Annotated in this window: 15 protein-coding genes; 6 read left to right on the forward strand and 9 right to left on the reverse strand. The window is 46.7% G+C overall.

What is annotated here, in order from left to right; genetic code table 11:
• Window positions 1-6 precede the first annotated feature (6 nt).
• The 4 genes from A6E01_RS08305 to cmk all read right to left on the reverse strand — a co-directional run bounded on the left by A6E01_RS08305 (window position 7) and on the right by cmk (window position 3,355).
• Window positions 7-315, reverse strand: a complete 309-nt coding sequence (locus A6E01_RS08305) for a LapA family protein (protein WP_026026115.1) — start codon at window positions 313-315, stop codon at window positions 7-9.
• 206 nt (window positions 316-521) lie between these two features.
• Window positions 522-806 (reverse strand): integration host factor subunit beta, encoded by a 285-nt coding sequence (gene ihfB, locus A6E01_RS08310; protein ID WP_017027841.1) that lies wholly within the window; start codon window positions 804-806, stop codon window positions 522-524.
• Window positions 807-884: 78 nt separating this feature from the next.
• Window positions 885-2,555, reverse strand: coding sequence for a 30S ribosomal protein S1 (gene rpsA / locus A6E01_RS08315; RefSeq protein ID WP_017027840.1), 1,671 nt, complete (start codon window positions 2,553-2,555; stop codon window positions 885-887).
• Between the two features lie 122 nt (window positions 2,556-2,677).
• On the reverse strand, window positions 2,678-3,355 hold the full coding sequence (cmk, locus tag A6E01_RS08320) for a (d)CMP kinase (RefSeq protein ID WP_017027839.1): 678 nt from the start codon (window positions 3,353-3,355) through the stop codon (window positions 2,678-2,680).
• Between the two features lie 200 nt (window positions 3,356-3,555).
• On the opposite strand from cmk, the gene A6E01_RS08325 reads away from it, so the two are divergent.
• Entirely contained in the window at window positions 3,556-3,870 is a 315-nt protein-coding gene (locus tag A6E01_RS08325; RefSeq protein ID WP_017027838.1) for a cupin domain-containing protein, read from the forward strand.
• 20 nt (window positions 3,871-3,890) lie between these two features.
• Here A6E01_RS08325 and sohB read toward each other — a convergent pair whose 3' ends face one another.
• Window positions 3,891-4,949 (reverse strand): protease SohB, encoded by a 1,059-nt coding sequence (sohB, locus tag A6E01_RS08330; RefSeq protein ID WP_017027837.1) that lies wholly within the window; start codon window positions 4,947-4,949, stop codon window positions 3,891-3,893.
• 88 nt (window positions 4,950-5,037) lie between these two features.
• Here sohB and A6E01_RS08335 point away from each other — a divergent pair, with 88 nt between their 5' ends.
• Entirely contained in the window at window positions 5,038-5,778 is a 741-nt protein-coding gene (locus A6E01_RS08335) for a YciK family oxidoreductase (RefSeq protein WP_017027836.1), read from the forward strand.
• Between the two features lie 104 nt (window positions 5,779-5,882).
• Entirely contained in the window at window positions 5,883-6,569 is a 687-nt protein-coding gene (locus A6E01_RS08340; RefSeq protein ID WP_065210048.1) for an SDR family oxidoreductase, read from the forward strand.
• 36 nt (window positions 6,570-6,605) lie between these two features.
• Here the strand turns inward: A6E01_RS08340 and A6E01_RS08345 are convergent, their stop codons facing one another.
• From A6E01_RS08345 to A6E01_RS08355, 3 genes are all read right to left on the reverse strand, one after another.
• Window positions 6,606-8,561 (reverse strand): DNA topoisomerase III, encoded by a 1,956-nt coding sequence (locus A6E01_RS08345; protein WP_017027834.1) that lies wholly within the window; start codon window positions 8,559-8,561, stop codon window positions 6,606-6,608.
• A 106-nt stretch (window positions 8,562-8,667) separates the two neighbouring features.
• Complete coding sequence (locus A6E01_RS08350) at window positions 8,668-9,216, reverse strand: NAD(P)H nitroreductase (protein WP_017027833.1); 549 nt, start codon at window positions 9,214-9,216, stop codon at window positions 8,668-8,670.
• 60 nt (window positions 9,217-9,276) lie between these two features.
• Window positions 9,277-11,280, reverse strand: coding sequence for an NADPH-dependent 2,4-dienoyl-CoA reductase (locus A6E01_RS08355; RefSeq protein WP_065210049.1), 2,004 nt, complete (start codon window positions 11,278-11,280; stop codon window positions 9,277-9,279).
• Between the two features lie 304 nt (window positions 11,281-11,584).
• Here A6E01_RS08355 and sppA point away from each other — a divergent pair, with 304 nt between their 5' ends.
• From sppA to A6E01_RS08370, 3 genes are all read left to right on the forward strand, one after another.
• Window positions 11,585-13,444, forward strand: a complete 1,860-nt coding sequence (sppA, locus tag A6E01_RS08360; protein ID WP_065210050.1) for a signal peptide peptidase SppA — start codon at window positions 11,585-11,587, stop codon at window positions 13,442-13,444.
• Window positions 13,445-13,585: 141 nt separating this feature from the next.
• Complete coding sequence (ansA, locus tag A6E01_RS08365) at window positions 13,586-14,611, forward strand: asparaginase (RefSeq protein WP_017027830.1); 1,026 nt, start codon at window positions 13,586-13,588, stop codon at window positions 14,609-14,611.
• A 176-nt stretch (window positions 14,612-14,787) separates the two neighbouring features.
• Window positions 14,788-15,471, forward strand: coding sequence for a haloacid dehalogenase type II (locus tag A6E01_RS08370; RefSeq protein ID WP_065210051.1), 684 nt, complete (start codon window positions 14,788-14,790; stop codon window positions 15,469-15,471).
• Between the two features lie 14 nt (window positions 15,472-15,485).
• On the opposite strand, the gene A6E01_RS08375 is transcribed toward A6E01_RS08370, so the two are convergent.
• Window positions 15,486-15,776, reverse strand: coding sequence for a YeaC family protein (locus tag A6E01_RS08375; RefSeq protein WP_065210052.1), 291 nt, complete (start codon window positions 15,774-15,776; stop codon window positions 15,486-15,488).
• Between the last annotated feature and the right edge of the window lie 8 nt (window positions 15,777-15,784).

Here is a 15,784-nt window from a genome sequence, read left to right on the forward strand (position 1 = left end):
ATAAATTTACTTCTCTGTTTTGATTGAAGCGGGTACGGACGGGGTAGTCGGTGCAGAAGTCGCCACTTGAGGCGTTAGCTTCTTCAGTTTTCTATTTAGCTTGCGCACTTGAAGTTGAGATTTGAAATGCATACTGCCAAAAACCAGTCCTGAGATAACAAAGCCAGTTACGAATACGATACCAATCAGCGTAGAGAGATGAAATTCACCTTCCGCGAGCAAGTAGTTAAATGTCACCACTTCTTGGTTTTGAGCGCCTAGAGCCAGCGCAATAAGAAACAGAACCAACACTAACGCTATCTTTAGAATTTTCACTAAGACTACCCTTTTAAAATCAGTCTAATAACAGTGATTATGCAGTAATTCGACACTCTACACCATGCTAATTCGTAAATTATCATCGACTTGAGTATTCAATAATCAAATTGTGAATTCGCATCAACTTGAGGCGCATCAACTGAGTAGCACAACGAAAAAAACGGCACTCCATTATGAAGTGCCGTTTTCATTACTCTTTATCACTATAGACTGTCGTTAACGCGCTCACGCAACTCCTTGCCTGGCTTAAAGTGCGGAACGAACTTTCCGTCCAGCTCTACCTGATCGCCAGTTTTAGGGTTACGACCCATACGCGGCTCACGATAGTGAAGAGAAAAACTACCGAAACCACGAATTTCAATTCGCTCACCCGTTTCTAGAGTGTCGGCCATATGCTCAATAATTTCTTTTACTGCGTCTTCAATTTCTTTGGCAGATAAGTGTGTCTGCTCAGCACACAGTCTCTCAATTAATTCAGACTTTGTCATAGTTTCCCTCATTCATAAATCAAAAAAAGGGAGCCGTATGGCCCCCTCTTAGCGATCATCTTTTAGTTAAAAAAGTGATTATTCGCCTTTAGCAGCCTTGAATGCATCTGCCATAGCGTTACCGAACCCGCCGTCTTCAGCTTTGTTCAGTGAAGCCATTGCTTCTTGCTCTTCAGCTTGATCTTTAGCTTTGATAGATAGGTTGATTACGCGGTTCTTACGGTCTACACCGGTGAACTTAGCTTCAACGCTATCGCCAACACTTAGGATCAGAGACGCATCTTCAATACGGTCACGAGATACTTCAGAAGCACGGATGTAACCTTCAACGCCGTCTACAAGTTCAATTGTAGCACCTTTTGCGTCTACTGCAGTTACAGTACCGTTAACTAGCGCACCTTTTTTGTTGTCAGCAACATAGTTGTTGAACGGGTCGTTTTCCATTTGCTTAACGCCAAGAGAAATACGCTCACGCTCTGCATCTACTGCAAGAACAACAGCTGAGATTTCGTCGCCTTTCTTGTAGTCACGTACTGCTTCTTCACCAGCAACGTTCCAAGAAATGTCAGACAGGTGAACTAGACCGTCAATGCCGCCTTCTAGACCGATGAAGATACCGAAGTCAGTGATAGACTTGATCTTACCAGTTACTTGATCGCCTTTCGCTTGAATTTCAGCGAATGACTGCCAAGGGTTAGCTTTACATTGTTTTAGGCCTAGAGAGATACGACGACGTTCTTCGTCAATCTCAAGAACCATAACCTCAACTTCGTCGCCTACGTTCACAACTTTAGAAGGGTGGATGTTCTTGTTAGTCCAATCCATTTCAGAAACGTGTACTAGACCTTCAACGCCTTCTTCGATTTCTACGAAGCAGCCGTAATCAGTAAGGTTAGTAACGCGACCAGTTAGCTTATGAGTCTCAGGGTAACGCTTAGCGATTGCTACCCATGGATCTTCGCCAAGTTGCTTAAGACCTAGAGAAACACGAGTGCGCTCACGGTCAAACTTAAGAACTTTAACTAGGATCTCGTCACCAACGTTCACGATCTCAGATGGGTGCTTAACGCGTTTCCAAGCCATGTCAGTGATGTGAAGTAGACCGTCTACGCCGCCAAGGTCAACGAATGCACCGTAGTCAGTAAGGTTCTTAACGATACCTTTAACTTCAGTACCTTCTTGTAGAGTCTCAAGAAGTTCGTCACGCTCAACACTGTTTTCAGATTCGATAACAGCACGACGAGAAACAACAACGTTGTTGCGCTTCTGGTCAAGCTTGATTACTTTGAACTCTAGCTCTTTGTTTTCTAGGTGAGCAGTGTCACGGATAGGACGTACGTCTACTAGAGAACCAGGTAGGAAAGCACGGATACCGTTTAGTTCAACAGTGAAACCGCCTTTAACTTTACCGTTGATGATACCAACAACAGTTTCAGCTTCTTCGTAAGCTTTCTCAAGTACGATCCAAGCTTCGTGACGCTTAGCTTTCTCACGAGAAAGTTGAGTCTCACCGAAACCATCTTCAACAGCGTCAAGCGCTACGTCTACTTCAGAACCCACTTCAACTTCAAGTTCGCCAGCAGCGTTCTTGAATTGTTCTGCAGGGATAGCAGACTCAGACTTAAGACCAGCGTCAACAAGAACGAAACCGTTCTCGATAGCTACTACAGTACCTTTAACGATGCTGCCTTGTTGGAATTCAGTTTCGTTTAGAAACTCTTCAAAGAGTTGAGCAAAAGATTCAGTCATTATTTGATCTTCAATATTTAAACGTCCACGGGCATCCTACCGCGTGGGGTTGATAAATTCGCCAGTCATCATCCTTGCGACCAACGTTCCATAAAGCCCTGATTACCTTAATAAAGGTGAAATCAAGACAGTTTAGATTCGATAAATTGTAAGGCTTTTTCTACCACTTCTTCAATAGAAAGTTCTGTAGAATCAAGCACTAAAGCGTCTTCCGCAGGACGTAAAGGTGCAACCGCTCTGTTGCGATCGCGATGGTCACGTTCTTGGATCTCGCTTAAAAGGTGGTCAATACTAACGCCTAAGCCCTTGCCTTGCAACTGATTAAAGCGTCTTTGTGCTCGTTCCTCAGCGCTGGCATCTAGGAAAATCTTTGCCACTGCGCTAGGGAAAACCACTGTCCCCATATCACGCCCATCGGCAACCAAACCTGGTTCAGTTTGAAATGCTCGCTGACGACGCAACAAGGCCTCTCTAACTCGAGGCAGAGCAGCAACTTTAGAGGCTGCCATTCCTGTTTCTTCTTTTCTTAATTCGCTTGAAACATCTTCACCTTCCAGTACAACCTGAACAAGGTCGCCCTGAGCGATAAATTGCACATCTAAGTGCGTCGCTAGTGGTACCAAGGCATCTTCTGATTCAATATCAACACCATGGTGAATTGCCGCTAGCGCTAGGACACGATAAATCGCACCTGAGTCGAGTAATTGGAAGCCTAACTTTTCAGCCAACATCATACATAAAGTGCCCTTACCCGCCCCACTTGGGCCGTCTACGGTAATGACAGGAGAAAGAGAAGACATATTTACTCCAGATGTTTTTCTTGTTGTTGTGGGTCTTTGCCCTAAGTGCGTCTCTTTGAACGCGCGGCATATTATAGAGGTAATTACCCCACTCTGCGAGTAATAACACAGAAGATTATACAAGGATGGCTCGCAGGCTAGGTAGCATGCAGGGCGATGAGTTAGCGCTATAATAAAACAGTCATAAAAAGGGAGTTTTTATGCCTAATTTATTCTCAGATATCCCCAATGATTTGCCCAACGAATTATTTAGCGATCTACTCAAGAGTGAACACACCCGTATAGAACGGATTATCTCTCATGGACACACCTCACCAGACACAAGTTGGTATGACCAAGAAGAACACGAGTGGGTGATCGTATTAAAGGGAGAAGGTGAGATTGAGTTTGAAAGTGGGGAAACGATAAAGCTAGGCGTTGGGGAGTATCTCAACATCCCTGCTCATCAAAAGCATAGGGTGGCCTGGACCACCCCTGAAGAGCCAACCCTATGGTTAGCGGTGTTCTATCGTTAACCGCCTAGGCGATTGTATCGCTAAACAATTGGGCGTTGACCACGCTGAACCCATTTTAGCAGCACTGAATCTGTCGCTTCTGCAGCCGCTTTTCCAAACTTGTCTGCTAGCTTCTTCTTCTGTACGTAATGAACCGCTAGTACGGTTTTATCCTTACACGCCTCTACCACTAAGTCGTCAGATGTTTGCACCTTATCGATCAAACCAAGGTCAAGGGCTTGGCTACCATACCAATGCTCACCCGTTGCGACTTTCTCTAGTTCAAGTTCCGGACGACGTTCGCGGATGAAATCTTTAAACAGCACATGGGTTTCTTCCAGTTCTTGCTTAAACTTCTCGCGCGCTTTATCGGTATTTTCACCGAACATTGTCAGAGTACGCTTGTACTCACCTGCGGTCATTTGTTCAAACTCAATATCGTTCTTTTTCAGAAGCTTATTAAAGTTAGGGATTTGAGCGATCACACCAATAGAGCCCACAATAGCAAACGGAGCACTGACTATCTTATCTGCCACACAGGCCATCATGTAACCGCCACTAGCTGCGACTTTATCCACCGAAATGGTCAATGGAATGTTTGCTGCTTTGATGCGATCTAACTGTGAAGCCGCCAGACCATAGCCGTGCACCATGCCACCGCCAGACTCTAGGCGCACCAATACTTCATCACCTTCACGAGCACACGCCAGTATGGCGGTGATTTCTTCACGAAGATTAGTCACCTCTTTGGCATCAATACTGCCAATAAAGTCCAATACAAATAAATGCGGTTTACGTTTGGTGTCTAGCTCGCCACCTTTAACCGCTTCTTTGATCTCTTTACCGCGCGCTTTCTCTTCTTCTTTACGCTTCTTTTTCGCCGCTTTATCACGAGCCTTGATAAACGCTTCATCGTGCAGATGATGCTCCATCAGTTCGATATTTTGCTCATGTTGCTCAGATAGGTTGGTCACCTCTAGTGATCCCTTTGCGCCTGATTTAGTTGATGCTGATTTTGCAATCACCAAAACCACAATAATCGCGGCGACAAACGTAACAATTTTGGCCAAAAACAAGCCGTAATCTAACAAAAATTCCAATGTCTTATCCCTGAAGATGAATATTGTTGTATTGTAACGTCCTATTCATATTCGTTAAATCAAAACCGCATACAAAAGGACTCAGATTGTGGATTACGCAGTAGCAACTGACGCTTTAAAAGACAAAATTATTCTAGTAACCGGTGCTGGAGACGGCATTGGTAAACAAGCCGCTCTCTCTTACGCCCAGCATGGCGCCACCGTTATTTTGCTTGGTCGCACCGTGAACAAGCTAGAAAAAACGTACGATGAAATTGTTAATGCAGGTTATGCCGAGCCGGCTATTGTGCCATTGGATATGCAAGGCGCCACTAAACAGCATTACATTGATATGGCTGAAACCATTGAAGGGCAATACGGTCGCTTGGACGGCTTACTGCACAATGCAGGTGTGCTAGGCATGATCAGTCCGTTTGACCAAATTGAAGAAGATACCTTTGACGAAGTGATGCAAATCAACGTCAAGGCTCAGTTCTTGATGACTCAAGCCTTACTGCCGTTAGTGAGAAAAGCAGAGTTTGGGCGCATTGTATTTACCTCATCAACCGTCGGCCACATCGGGCGTGCGCTGTGGGGCAGTTATGCCATTTCCAAGTTTGCGACCGAGGGCATGATGCAAGTCCTTGCGGATGAACTCAGCAATACTAATGTGCGCATCAATGCCATTAACCCTGGCGCTACTCGCACCTCAATGCGCGCTGGCGCTTATCCAGCTGAAGATTCAGCAACCCTTAAAACGCCACTGGATATCATGCCACTTTACCTCTATTTGATGAGTGAACAATCTCAAGAAATCAGTGGTTTATGTGTAGACGCTCAACCTAAATAATTGAGATAACTCACAAGGTACGTTTTGTAACTCAACCTTAGCTGACTCGCAGCTTGAGAGATGCTAAAGATAGACTTAGAAACCTTGTGCAATAAGGAGTCGCTATGCGTACCGTTTTGATTACCGGCGCCAATCGAGGGATTGGTCTTGGCCTTACCATTGCGTATTTGAAAATGGGGGCGAGCGTTGTCGCCACCTACAGAAACGAAGCCTCCAGTGAAGAGCTTCTTAATCTTTGTGAAAAGTACGATAACTTGCGCGTAAGGCATTTAGATGTCACTGATTACGCTGCCGTTAACGCATTCAAGAACGAATTTGAGCAGCTAGACCTGCTGATCAATAACGCGGGTTACTACGGTCCTAAAGGCTGCAGCTTCGGTGACACCGATGTTGACGAGTGGCGAAAGGTACTAGAGATCAACACCATCGCCCCTTTGAAGCTAGTAGAGGCATTATATCCTGTACTTGAAAAGAGCAGTGAGAAACGCATCGCAATCCTCTCCTCACGCGTTGGCAGTATGCAAGAAAACACCTCTGGTGGTGGCTACATTTATCGTTCGTCAAAGGCTGGAGTTAACTCTGTAGTAAAAAGTCTGCATAACGATTTAAGCCCACAAGGCTATACCGTTTTAGCGCTGCACCCAGGCTGGGTGAAAACGCGCATGGGCGGGCCCAATGCACTGATTGATGTCAACCAATCAGTGGCAGGCTTAGTTAAAGTGATAGAAGAGTCTGGAGATGGACAATCCGGCGGTTTCTACAACTACGATGGTCAAACTATCGCTTGGTAAGCTGTTGGCAAACGCTTTCTAATCACGCAAGCCTCGTTACTTAGCGCCGCCTTTCGAGTAAGACTTTTTCTTACTGGTGCGGCGTTTTTTAAAGGCTGGCTTTTTCACTTCTGGTAAAGAGCGCAGAGAATCTGGGACAGGGCCTGATTTGGCGGTATCCATCAATTGAGACAGTTGCTGCTGCAGTTGACTAATAAAGGGTTGATAGGCCTGCTTTTTCTCTGCCATGTCCTGTAGCTGTTTTTCCCAATTCGCGGTCAAATCTGGATAAGTAGAGAGATCAGGCAATGCTTGCACAAGGCCTCTTCCCGCAGGGGTGCTCAGTACTGACTTTCCACTTCTCATCAAAAGAGCGCGCTTAAACAAGGTGTCTAGAATACCAGCGCGAGTGGCCTCTGTACCTATGCCGTCTGTCTCTCTTAAGATTTTCTTCAATGAATCGTCTTGTACAAATCGTGCAATACCCGTCATCGCCTGAAGTAGTGTCGCTTCAGTAAAGTGTTTAGGAGGCTCAGTTTGCTTTTGTTTGATCTCGCCTTCTCGGCAAGTCAGTTCTTGCCCCTCTTGCAGCGCAGGAACTAACGGCGCCTGATCTTCCTTATTATTGCTATTTGCACCTTGGCGGGCAGGGAACAATGCCTTCCAACCGGGCAGGATTAACTGACGACCCGAGGCCACAAACTTTCCACCTTGGATATCAAACTCAAGCTTAGATTCTGCGTATTCCGCCGATGGGTAAAACTGCATCAGATATTGGATTGCGATTAACTGATACACCTTAGACTCTTGCGCTGGCAAGCTGCTCACCTTTTTCGGTGTCGGTATGATGGCATGGTGTGCATCAACCTTGGCATCATTCCATGCCTTAGAGCGCAGAGACAGGTTGGCGTTTTCCACTGCCACTTTGTGCTCTGACGAGTTTGCTAAGATTGCAGCGCAAACCGAGGACGCTTCTTTAAAATGCTCTTTAGGTAAATAACGGCAGTCCGAGCGAGGGTAAGTAATTACCTTATATTTTTCATACAGAGACTGACAAAGATCGAGCACCTGCTGCGCACTCATGCCGTAGCGTTTAGAGGCATCAATCTGCAGGGCACTCAATGAATACGGCAAAGGCGGCGCTTGTTTGGTCTTTTTCTGCTCTGACTTGACCACTTTAGCGGGCTGGCCCTTAATTCGGTGGGCTACATTTTCCACCAAAGCGCGGCTTAATACGCGGCCATCTTCATCTTGCCATTTTTCGCATGCCTCGCTTGGCACCCATTTAGCCCTGATATCGTAGGCTTGGGAGTTGTCTTGATACGGAATCAAGGCGTGTAAGGTGAAATAGTCTCGCGGTACAAAGCGTTCAATTTCCAGATCGCGACGCACAACAAGGCCGAGTACCGGTGTTTGCACTCGACCAACGGACAAGACTCCATTATAGCCAGCTTTTTTACCTAACAAGGTATAGGCACGTGACATGTTCATCCCATACAACCAATCGGCACGCGAGCGAGCTAAAGCGGATACGGATAAAGGGACGAATTCTCGGTTGCTGCGCATACTAGAGAGCGATCGCTTGACCGCCGCAAGGTTTAAATCGCTGATCAACAAGCGTTGGGCGGCTTCCTTTTTGGTTTTACTCACCTTGCAATAGTCAAAGACTTCATCCACCAGCAATTGCCCTTCTCTATCGGGGTCGCCAGCATTAACGATTTGTTTCGAGGATTTAAGAAGCTTTTTGACCACAGCAAGCTGCTTAGCAGCGCTTTTGCGAGGGCGTAATTGCCAAGCATCGGGAATGATGGGGAGATCCGCCAGATCCCACTTTTTATAACGTGGATCATAAGCGTCGGGCTCAACTTGTTCGAGAAGGTGACCGATACACCAAGTAACAACGTCGCCATTTCCACATTCAATGTACCCTTGCCCATTCTTATGGGGTCTGGGAAGTGCGGCGGCGATTGCGCGACCTAGGCTAGGTTTCTCTGCTACAAAAAGTCGAGTCATAAGGAAATTAACTGAAAATAGATTACTGGATAAATATACATACCCAGTAATCTAAGTGCAAGAATGATAAAGGGATTACCCTTGCTAAATGACGCTCGAGATAGGGCTATAGATACTCGACGAACTTATCAAGATCTCGCTCGGGCGCTTTGGCTGGCGTGCACTCTGATGTGCCTAAATATAAAAACCCGACAATCTTGTCTTGTCCTTCAACACCAAACGCTTTAGCAACATTGGGATCAAACATCCAAGTCCCCGAACGCCAAAAGCCCTGAAAGCCCTGTGCGACCGCGGCCATTTGCATCGCCTGTACAGCGCACGCAGCCGACAAGTACTGCTCAAACTCTGGCACTTTTGGGTGTGGCTTGGTTTTCGCAATTACCGTAATCACCATAGGCGCTCGAAATGGCGCCTTAGAAAGCTTCTCTATTACGGCTTCCTCAGCCTTCGCCACAGTTGCTGCTGATACCAAGATATCAGCCAGCTTTTGCAGCCCTTCACCTTGTGAGATAACAAAGCGCCATGGGGTAATAGCCCCGTGATCTGGCGCCCTTAAACCGGCTCTTAAGATATTCTCTAGTACCTCTCCACTTGGAGCAGGGGCAGACAGTCTCGCGATTGAGCGACGGTTTAATAATAGATCGAGTGCTTCCATGTATTTTTCATTCCAGAATCAGTTTTACATTACTCGAATGAGTGTAACATCTAAATGAGACTAGATCTTAATTGCAATCTCAAACCCTTGACGAATAGCGCGAACCGCATCAAGTTCACCGGCTTCACTTGCCCCACCAATGACGTGAACGTGGCCTTCTTTTTCCGCCCATTTATCTTCAAAGGGTCTTACTGACTCTTGTCCAGCGCACACCACCACACTATCAACGTCTAGGGTTTGCGATTCTCCCTTAACAGATAGATGCAGTCCGGCCTCATCCAGTTTCTCATAGTTAACCCCGCCCAGTAGATGAACACCGCGTTTTTGCAGCGTCGCTCTGTGTACCCAGCCGGTTGTTTTTCCTGGTCCCTTGCCAACGGTGCCGTCGCGGCGTTGCAATAACCACACTTCTGTTTTGGAATGGATCTCAGGGAAAGGATACAAACCACCGTCATGCTTGTACTCTTGGTCTATGCCCCATTCATGCATCCACTCTTGCAGAGAGTAACGACTAGGTTCAGTGAGCATGGTCGCTACATCAATGCCTACGCCACCGGCGCCTATCACCGCGACTTTGTCGCCGACATAGCTTTTCTCGCGAATTAACGTTTGATAATCATACACCTTGGTGCTTTCTGCCAAGCCTTCAATCTTGACCTGTCTTGGCTTAACGCCCGTGGCCATGATCACATCGTCGTATTCTTTCAGCACTTGCTCGGTTGCTTCCATATTCAGAAGCAAATTCACGCCATACTTATCCAGTTGGTTGGCAAAGTAGCGAATGGTTTCTCTAAACTCTTCTTTGCCTGGGATCTGCATCGCCAGCCTAAATTGACCGCCGATCCTATCGCTCTTCTCGATAAGGTCTACTTGGTGCCCGCGCTTGGCACAATAAAGGGCAGCGCTGAGCCCTGCAGGCCCAGCTCCGACAACCGCTACACGCTTGCTTTGCTTGGCTTTTATAATGGGGTATTCGGTCTCGTAGCACGCTCTAGGGTTGACCATACAACTGGCGCGCTTGCCCTTGAAGGCATTGTCTAAACAGGCTTGGTTACAACCGATGCAGGTGTTGATCAATTGCGGCTCGCCGTCTGCAGCTTTGCGAATGAATTCAGGGTCTGCAAGGAAGGGTCTTGCCATTGACACCATGTCCGCGGCGCCCTGAGCGATAATCTCTTCAGCCTGCTCTGGGCTATTGATTCGGTTGGTGGCTATGACAGGGATAGATACATGCGGTTTGACCTTGTTGGTCACCCAAGTAAACGCCCCTCTTGGCACTGAGGTGACTATGGTAGGAATGCGCGCTTCATGCCAGCCAATGCCAGTATTGATAATTGTGACACCGGCTTTCTCTAGCTCTTTAGCCAGCAAAATCACATCATCTAAGGTGCTCCCCTCCTCGACCAAATCCAGCATCGAGAGGCGGAAGATAATAATAAAGTCGTCTCCTGCAGAGCGACGAATAGCCTTCACTATTTCAAGGGGAAAGCGCATACGGTTCTTATAACAGCCACCCCAGTCATCGGCGCGCTTATTGGTACGCTTACAGATAAACTGATTAATGAGATAGCCTTCAGAGCCCATCACCTCGACGCCATCGTAGCCCGCCTGCTTCGCAAGAGCTGCACTGTTGGCGTAATCTTCGATAGTATTTTCGACCTGCCTAGAGCTCATCTCACTGGGTGCGAACTTAGCAATAGGAGCTTTAGCTGGAGTAGAGCTTTGAGTTAGAGGGTGGTAGCCGTAACGCCCAGCATGCAGCAACTGAAGGGCAATTTTACCATCATGGCGATGCACCGCTTCAGTGATCACCTTGTGTGCCTCAGCGTGTTTTGGTCGGCTAAATTGTGCAGCCGTTGGATAGAGACGACCACGCAGGTTAGGAGAGAATCCTCCAGTTACTATAATACCTACTCCGCCTTTGGCACGCTCTTCGTAAAAAGCCGCCAGCTTTTGCAGGCCTTTTGCACTGTCTTCAAGCCCTGTGTGCATTGAGCCCATTAAAACTCGGTTTCTCAATTGGGTAAAACCTAGGTCAAGTGGTCGAAGTAGGTTTGGGTACATAGCATCCCCTGTTTGCTTAATTCATCCTGGTCTGACCACGATAAAACGGGTTCCCTCATATGGCAAATATATTTTTACAATTCCGCAACATTCGTTAAGGTAATCACAATCTTTGCGATTAACGTATACCATATCTAAGAGTGCAGAATAATCTGTCACAGCAAACCTGTAGGTCTATGATTTTATTTGACTCTTTTGAGCAATATTTCGCACTGAGAGGTTTGTGATTGGACTGATTATCACTTAGCATTAAGAATCATTTCCCCTAAATCTCTGATTGTTGAAGGATCAGGCGGAGAACACAATGAAAACACTGTTTCGCTTCATAGGTAAGATAATAAAAGGCATTTGGAAGGTCATCACTTTCATTCGCCTCGCTCTCGCCAACCTTTTATTCATCGCAGCTATCGTCTTTATTTACTTCAGCTTCTCGCAAATTAGCTCAAAAGATGACGTTGCTCCTGTCGAAAAAGAGCCAAAAGCTCTGGTACTGAATATTTCAGGGAAAATCGTCGAACAACGACGCTTCGTGAATCCCATGGATTCATTAACAAGCTCGCTACTAGGTAACGAGATCCCGAGAGAAAATGTGCTCTACGACATCAGAGAGAGCATTCGCTATGCGGCTTCAGATGAAAACGTTTCAGGTCTCGTTCTCAACTTGAAGAAAATGCCAGAAACCAATCTCACCAAGCTGCGTTATATTGCCAAGGCTCTTAACGAGTTTAAGGCAAGCGGAAAGCCTGTTTATGCCATTGGAGATTTCTACAACCAGAGCCAATATTATCTAGCGAGCTATGCAGATAAGATTTATCTGGCTCCAGATGGTGGAGTATTACTTCGCGGTTACAGCTCATATTCTCTTTACTACAAAACCCTACTCGAAAACCTCGACGTTACGACGCACGTTTTCAAGGTGGGAACTTACAAGTCCGCAGTTGAACCCTTTACCCGTAACAATATGTCTGCACCCGCCAAGGAAGCGGCTGGCGTATGGTTAGGTCAACTTTGGGGAGCCTATGTCGATGATGTTGCCAGCAACAGAGGCATTGAGAAATCGGTTCTGAACCCAAGTATGGATGCCTTCTTGAAGGAGTTTGAACAAGCGGACGGCAGCCTAGCTCAGTTGGCAATGCAACTCGGTATGGTCGATGAATTAGCGACTCGCCAACAAGCAAGAGACGCGATGATCGAAGCCTTTGGTGGCGATGATGAAAATGGTTTTAAATCCGTTGGTTATTACACCTATAAAGACGAAGTGATCCAAGAACCCGTACTTACCGATAATGAAATTGCCATCGTTGTCGCCAGTGGCGCCATTATGGATGGCCCACAGCAAGGTAATTCGGTGGGCGGTGATACAACAGCCGCACTGATTCGAAAAGCTCGCCTAAATGACGACGTCAAAGCTTTGGTACTTCGCGTTGACAGTCCAGGAGGTAGCGCTTTTGCGTCTGAGGTGATTCGCAATGAACTGATTGCATTCAAGGCAACAAATCGTCCAGTCGTTGTGTCTATGTCTAGCCTAGCCGCATCTGGGGGATATTGGATTTCGATGTCTGCCGACGAGATCATGGCGCAACCAACAACCTTAACCGGCTCAATTGGTATCTTTAGTGTCGTGACCACCTTTGAGAAAGGCTTTAACAAGTACGGGGTCTACAGCGATGGACTTGGCACTTCTCCCTTCTCTGGTATTGGTATTGCTACCGGTCTAAACGATGGAGCGAAGCGGGCTATGCAATTAGGTATCGAAAATGGTTACCGACGCTTTACAGGCCTTGTGAGTGACAACCGAGGCATAGAAGCAGACGCTGTTGAAAAAATAGCGGAAGGCCGCGTTTGGACTGGTCAAGATGCGGTGGATAATGGCCTTGTGGATTCTATCGGTGATTTTGATGACGCCATTGCTCGCGCAGCAAGCTTAGCGGAGATAGATACCTACTCCCTTAATTGGCTACAGAAATCTTTGTCACCTGCACAGCAGTTTTTGCAGGACTTCAGCAAACGAATCTCAGTCTCTTTAGGTCTAGACGTTAATATGTGGCTTCCTAGCGCACTGCAACCTATTGCTTCGCAAGTTCAGCAAGACCTTAGCGTGATGCAACAGTTTAACGATCCAAACGGTTACTACACCCTGTGCCTGCCATGCCAAGTGCAATAAGCATTTAAATAGTAAGCACTAACCACCAAAGCCCAGTATTACGCTGGGCTTTGTTATATTTGCACCAGTGTCATATTGCTTGAGCCCTTAAATCCGCTATACTTCGCCCCAATCAGTTACCCGTCAAAAGCACCTGTTTTTATGTCTCAGCAGAACACACGTAAACACATTTATATCGCGTATACCGGTGGTACTATCGGTATGCAAAAATCCGCGAACGGCTATGTACCGGTAGCAGGTTTCATGGAATCGCAACTTGCTGGTATGCCGGAGTTCAATCGTCCAGAGATGCCAGAGTACACTATCCATGAGTACGCACCGCTTATCGACTCTTCCGATATGACCCCTGCTGATTGGCAACAAATTGCCGACGACATCAAGAATAACTACGACAAGTACGATGGTTTCGTGATTCTGCATGGTACCGATACCATGGCGTACACGGCGTCAGCTCTGTCGTTTATGTTGGAAAACCTTGGCAAGCCAGTAATAGTGACAGGGTCTCAGATCCCCCTCGCAGAGCTGCGCTCAGATGGTCAAGCCAATTTGCTTAATGCCCTGCATATTGCTGCCAACTACCCCATCAATGAAGTGACCTTGTTCTTCAATAACCAGCTAATGCGTGGCAATCGAAGCACCAAATCCCATGCCGACGGTTTTTCCGCATTTACCTCGCCAAACCTGCCTCCTTTACTTGAGGCAGGTATCAATATTCAGGTGAGTTCTATTGCAGAAGTGGATAAGAAGCCCGTCGGTGAATTTAAGGTACACACGATAACTCCTCAGCCTATCGGCGTTATCACTATGTATCCGGGTATTTCTCATGAGGTGATCCGCAATACATTGCGCCAGCCAGTGAATGCCATGATCTTACTGACCTTTGGTGTGGGTAATGCCCCGCAAAACCCGCAGTTGCTGGCACATCTTAAAGAAGCGTCAGAGCGTGGCGTTATCGTGGTTAACCTCACACAGTGTTTGGCAGGCAAGGTAAACATGGGCGGCTACGCAACAGGCTGTGCTCTGGCTGACTCTGGAGTGATCAGTGGCTATGACATGACTCATGAAGCGGCGCTGGCTAAGCTTCACTTCCTTCTAAGCAAAGGCTTGGACTACGAAGAGATCAAGGTTCAGATGCAACGAGTACTGCATGGTGAGATGAGTTTATAAGACTAAAGTCTTTTGGCTTGGTTTTTGTAGCGACCTTTCTTTAAGTAAAATAAGCCGACCAATATTCGTTGAGTCGGCTTGCTTCTGCCCTAATCATCTTGTGTCCTATCCGCCTTTAACAATCATCATAGTAAGTGCTATTGTCACCCTATCCAACCAATTAGGGTAAGTCGGTTATGCGCGATACAGTCTTATTTGATATTAACGAAACGGTTCTAAGCTTGGCGCCACTCAAACCTAAATTTGCAACCTACTTCGGCAGTGCAGATTACGCCGACACCTGGTTTTCTATGTTGCTGCATAGCTCAACGGTCGCCATCGCTACTAGGGTCAAATCCGATTTTGCGACTCTTGCAAAAATTGCCCTGCAAACATTAGCCTCAAAAAAACAAATATTGTTAAGTGAAGCCCAGCAAACCGAAATATTGTCGACATTTGCGAATCTTCCCGCTCATACAGATATAAAACCGGCACTAATTTGGCTTAGAGACAATGGTTATCGCACCGTTGCCCTATCCAACTCGTCCTCTAAACTAATTACCACACAGATAGAGAATGCCGGACTGACTGACTACTTCGACCAAGTCATCTCCGTCGAGGAAACAGAAAGCTTCAAGCCGTGTACGGATGTATATCATTATGCGGCGTCAAAGGTGGAGCGTTCGGTCGAAGACCTTAGATTAGTGGCAACCCATGATTGGGATACTCATGGGGCGATGACGGCAGGAATGCGCGCCGCTTACATTAACCGAAGCGGCGCCCTCTATCATCCGTTGTATAAAAAGGCTGAGGTTGTTGCTGACAATATGCAGCAACTGGTGGAGCAGATAGTGAACATTGACAATAAGCTGAAGGCTTAACAAACCATCACTAGTTAATCGACTTTAACTTTAGTGATTGTTTCTTCATTGTTAAACTGACGCTTCAATTCACTCTTAGATTTAAAACTGATTTCTCCGCCTGCCGCCACCGTCATGTGCTGCGCCTCGGTATTATTCTTACTTTGGTACAGCATTACCGCCTGCTGACAGTAGGTTCTTTGCTCTTCACTAAGCGCAGTCCCTTCAGGCCAGCGGCCAGTTTCTACAGCAAAGCAAAGCCTTTGATATGCCTCTGGAGTAATGGCATCGACCATTTGCTCTAAATCCGGTTTAGTTTGACTCATTGTCTCCC

The sequence above is a fragment of the Vibrio breoganii genome, from assembly GCF_001677275.1.
In the GTDB taxonomy this organism is placed as follows: domain Bacteria; phylum Pseudomonadota; class Gammaproteobacteria; order Enterobacterales; family Vibrionaceae; genus Vibrio; species Vibrio breoganii.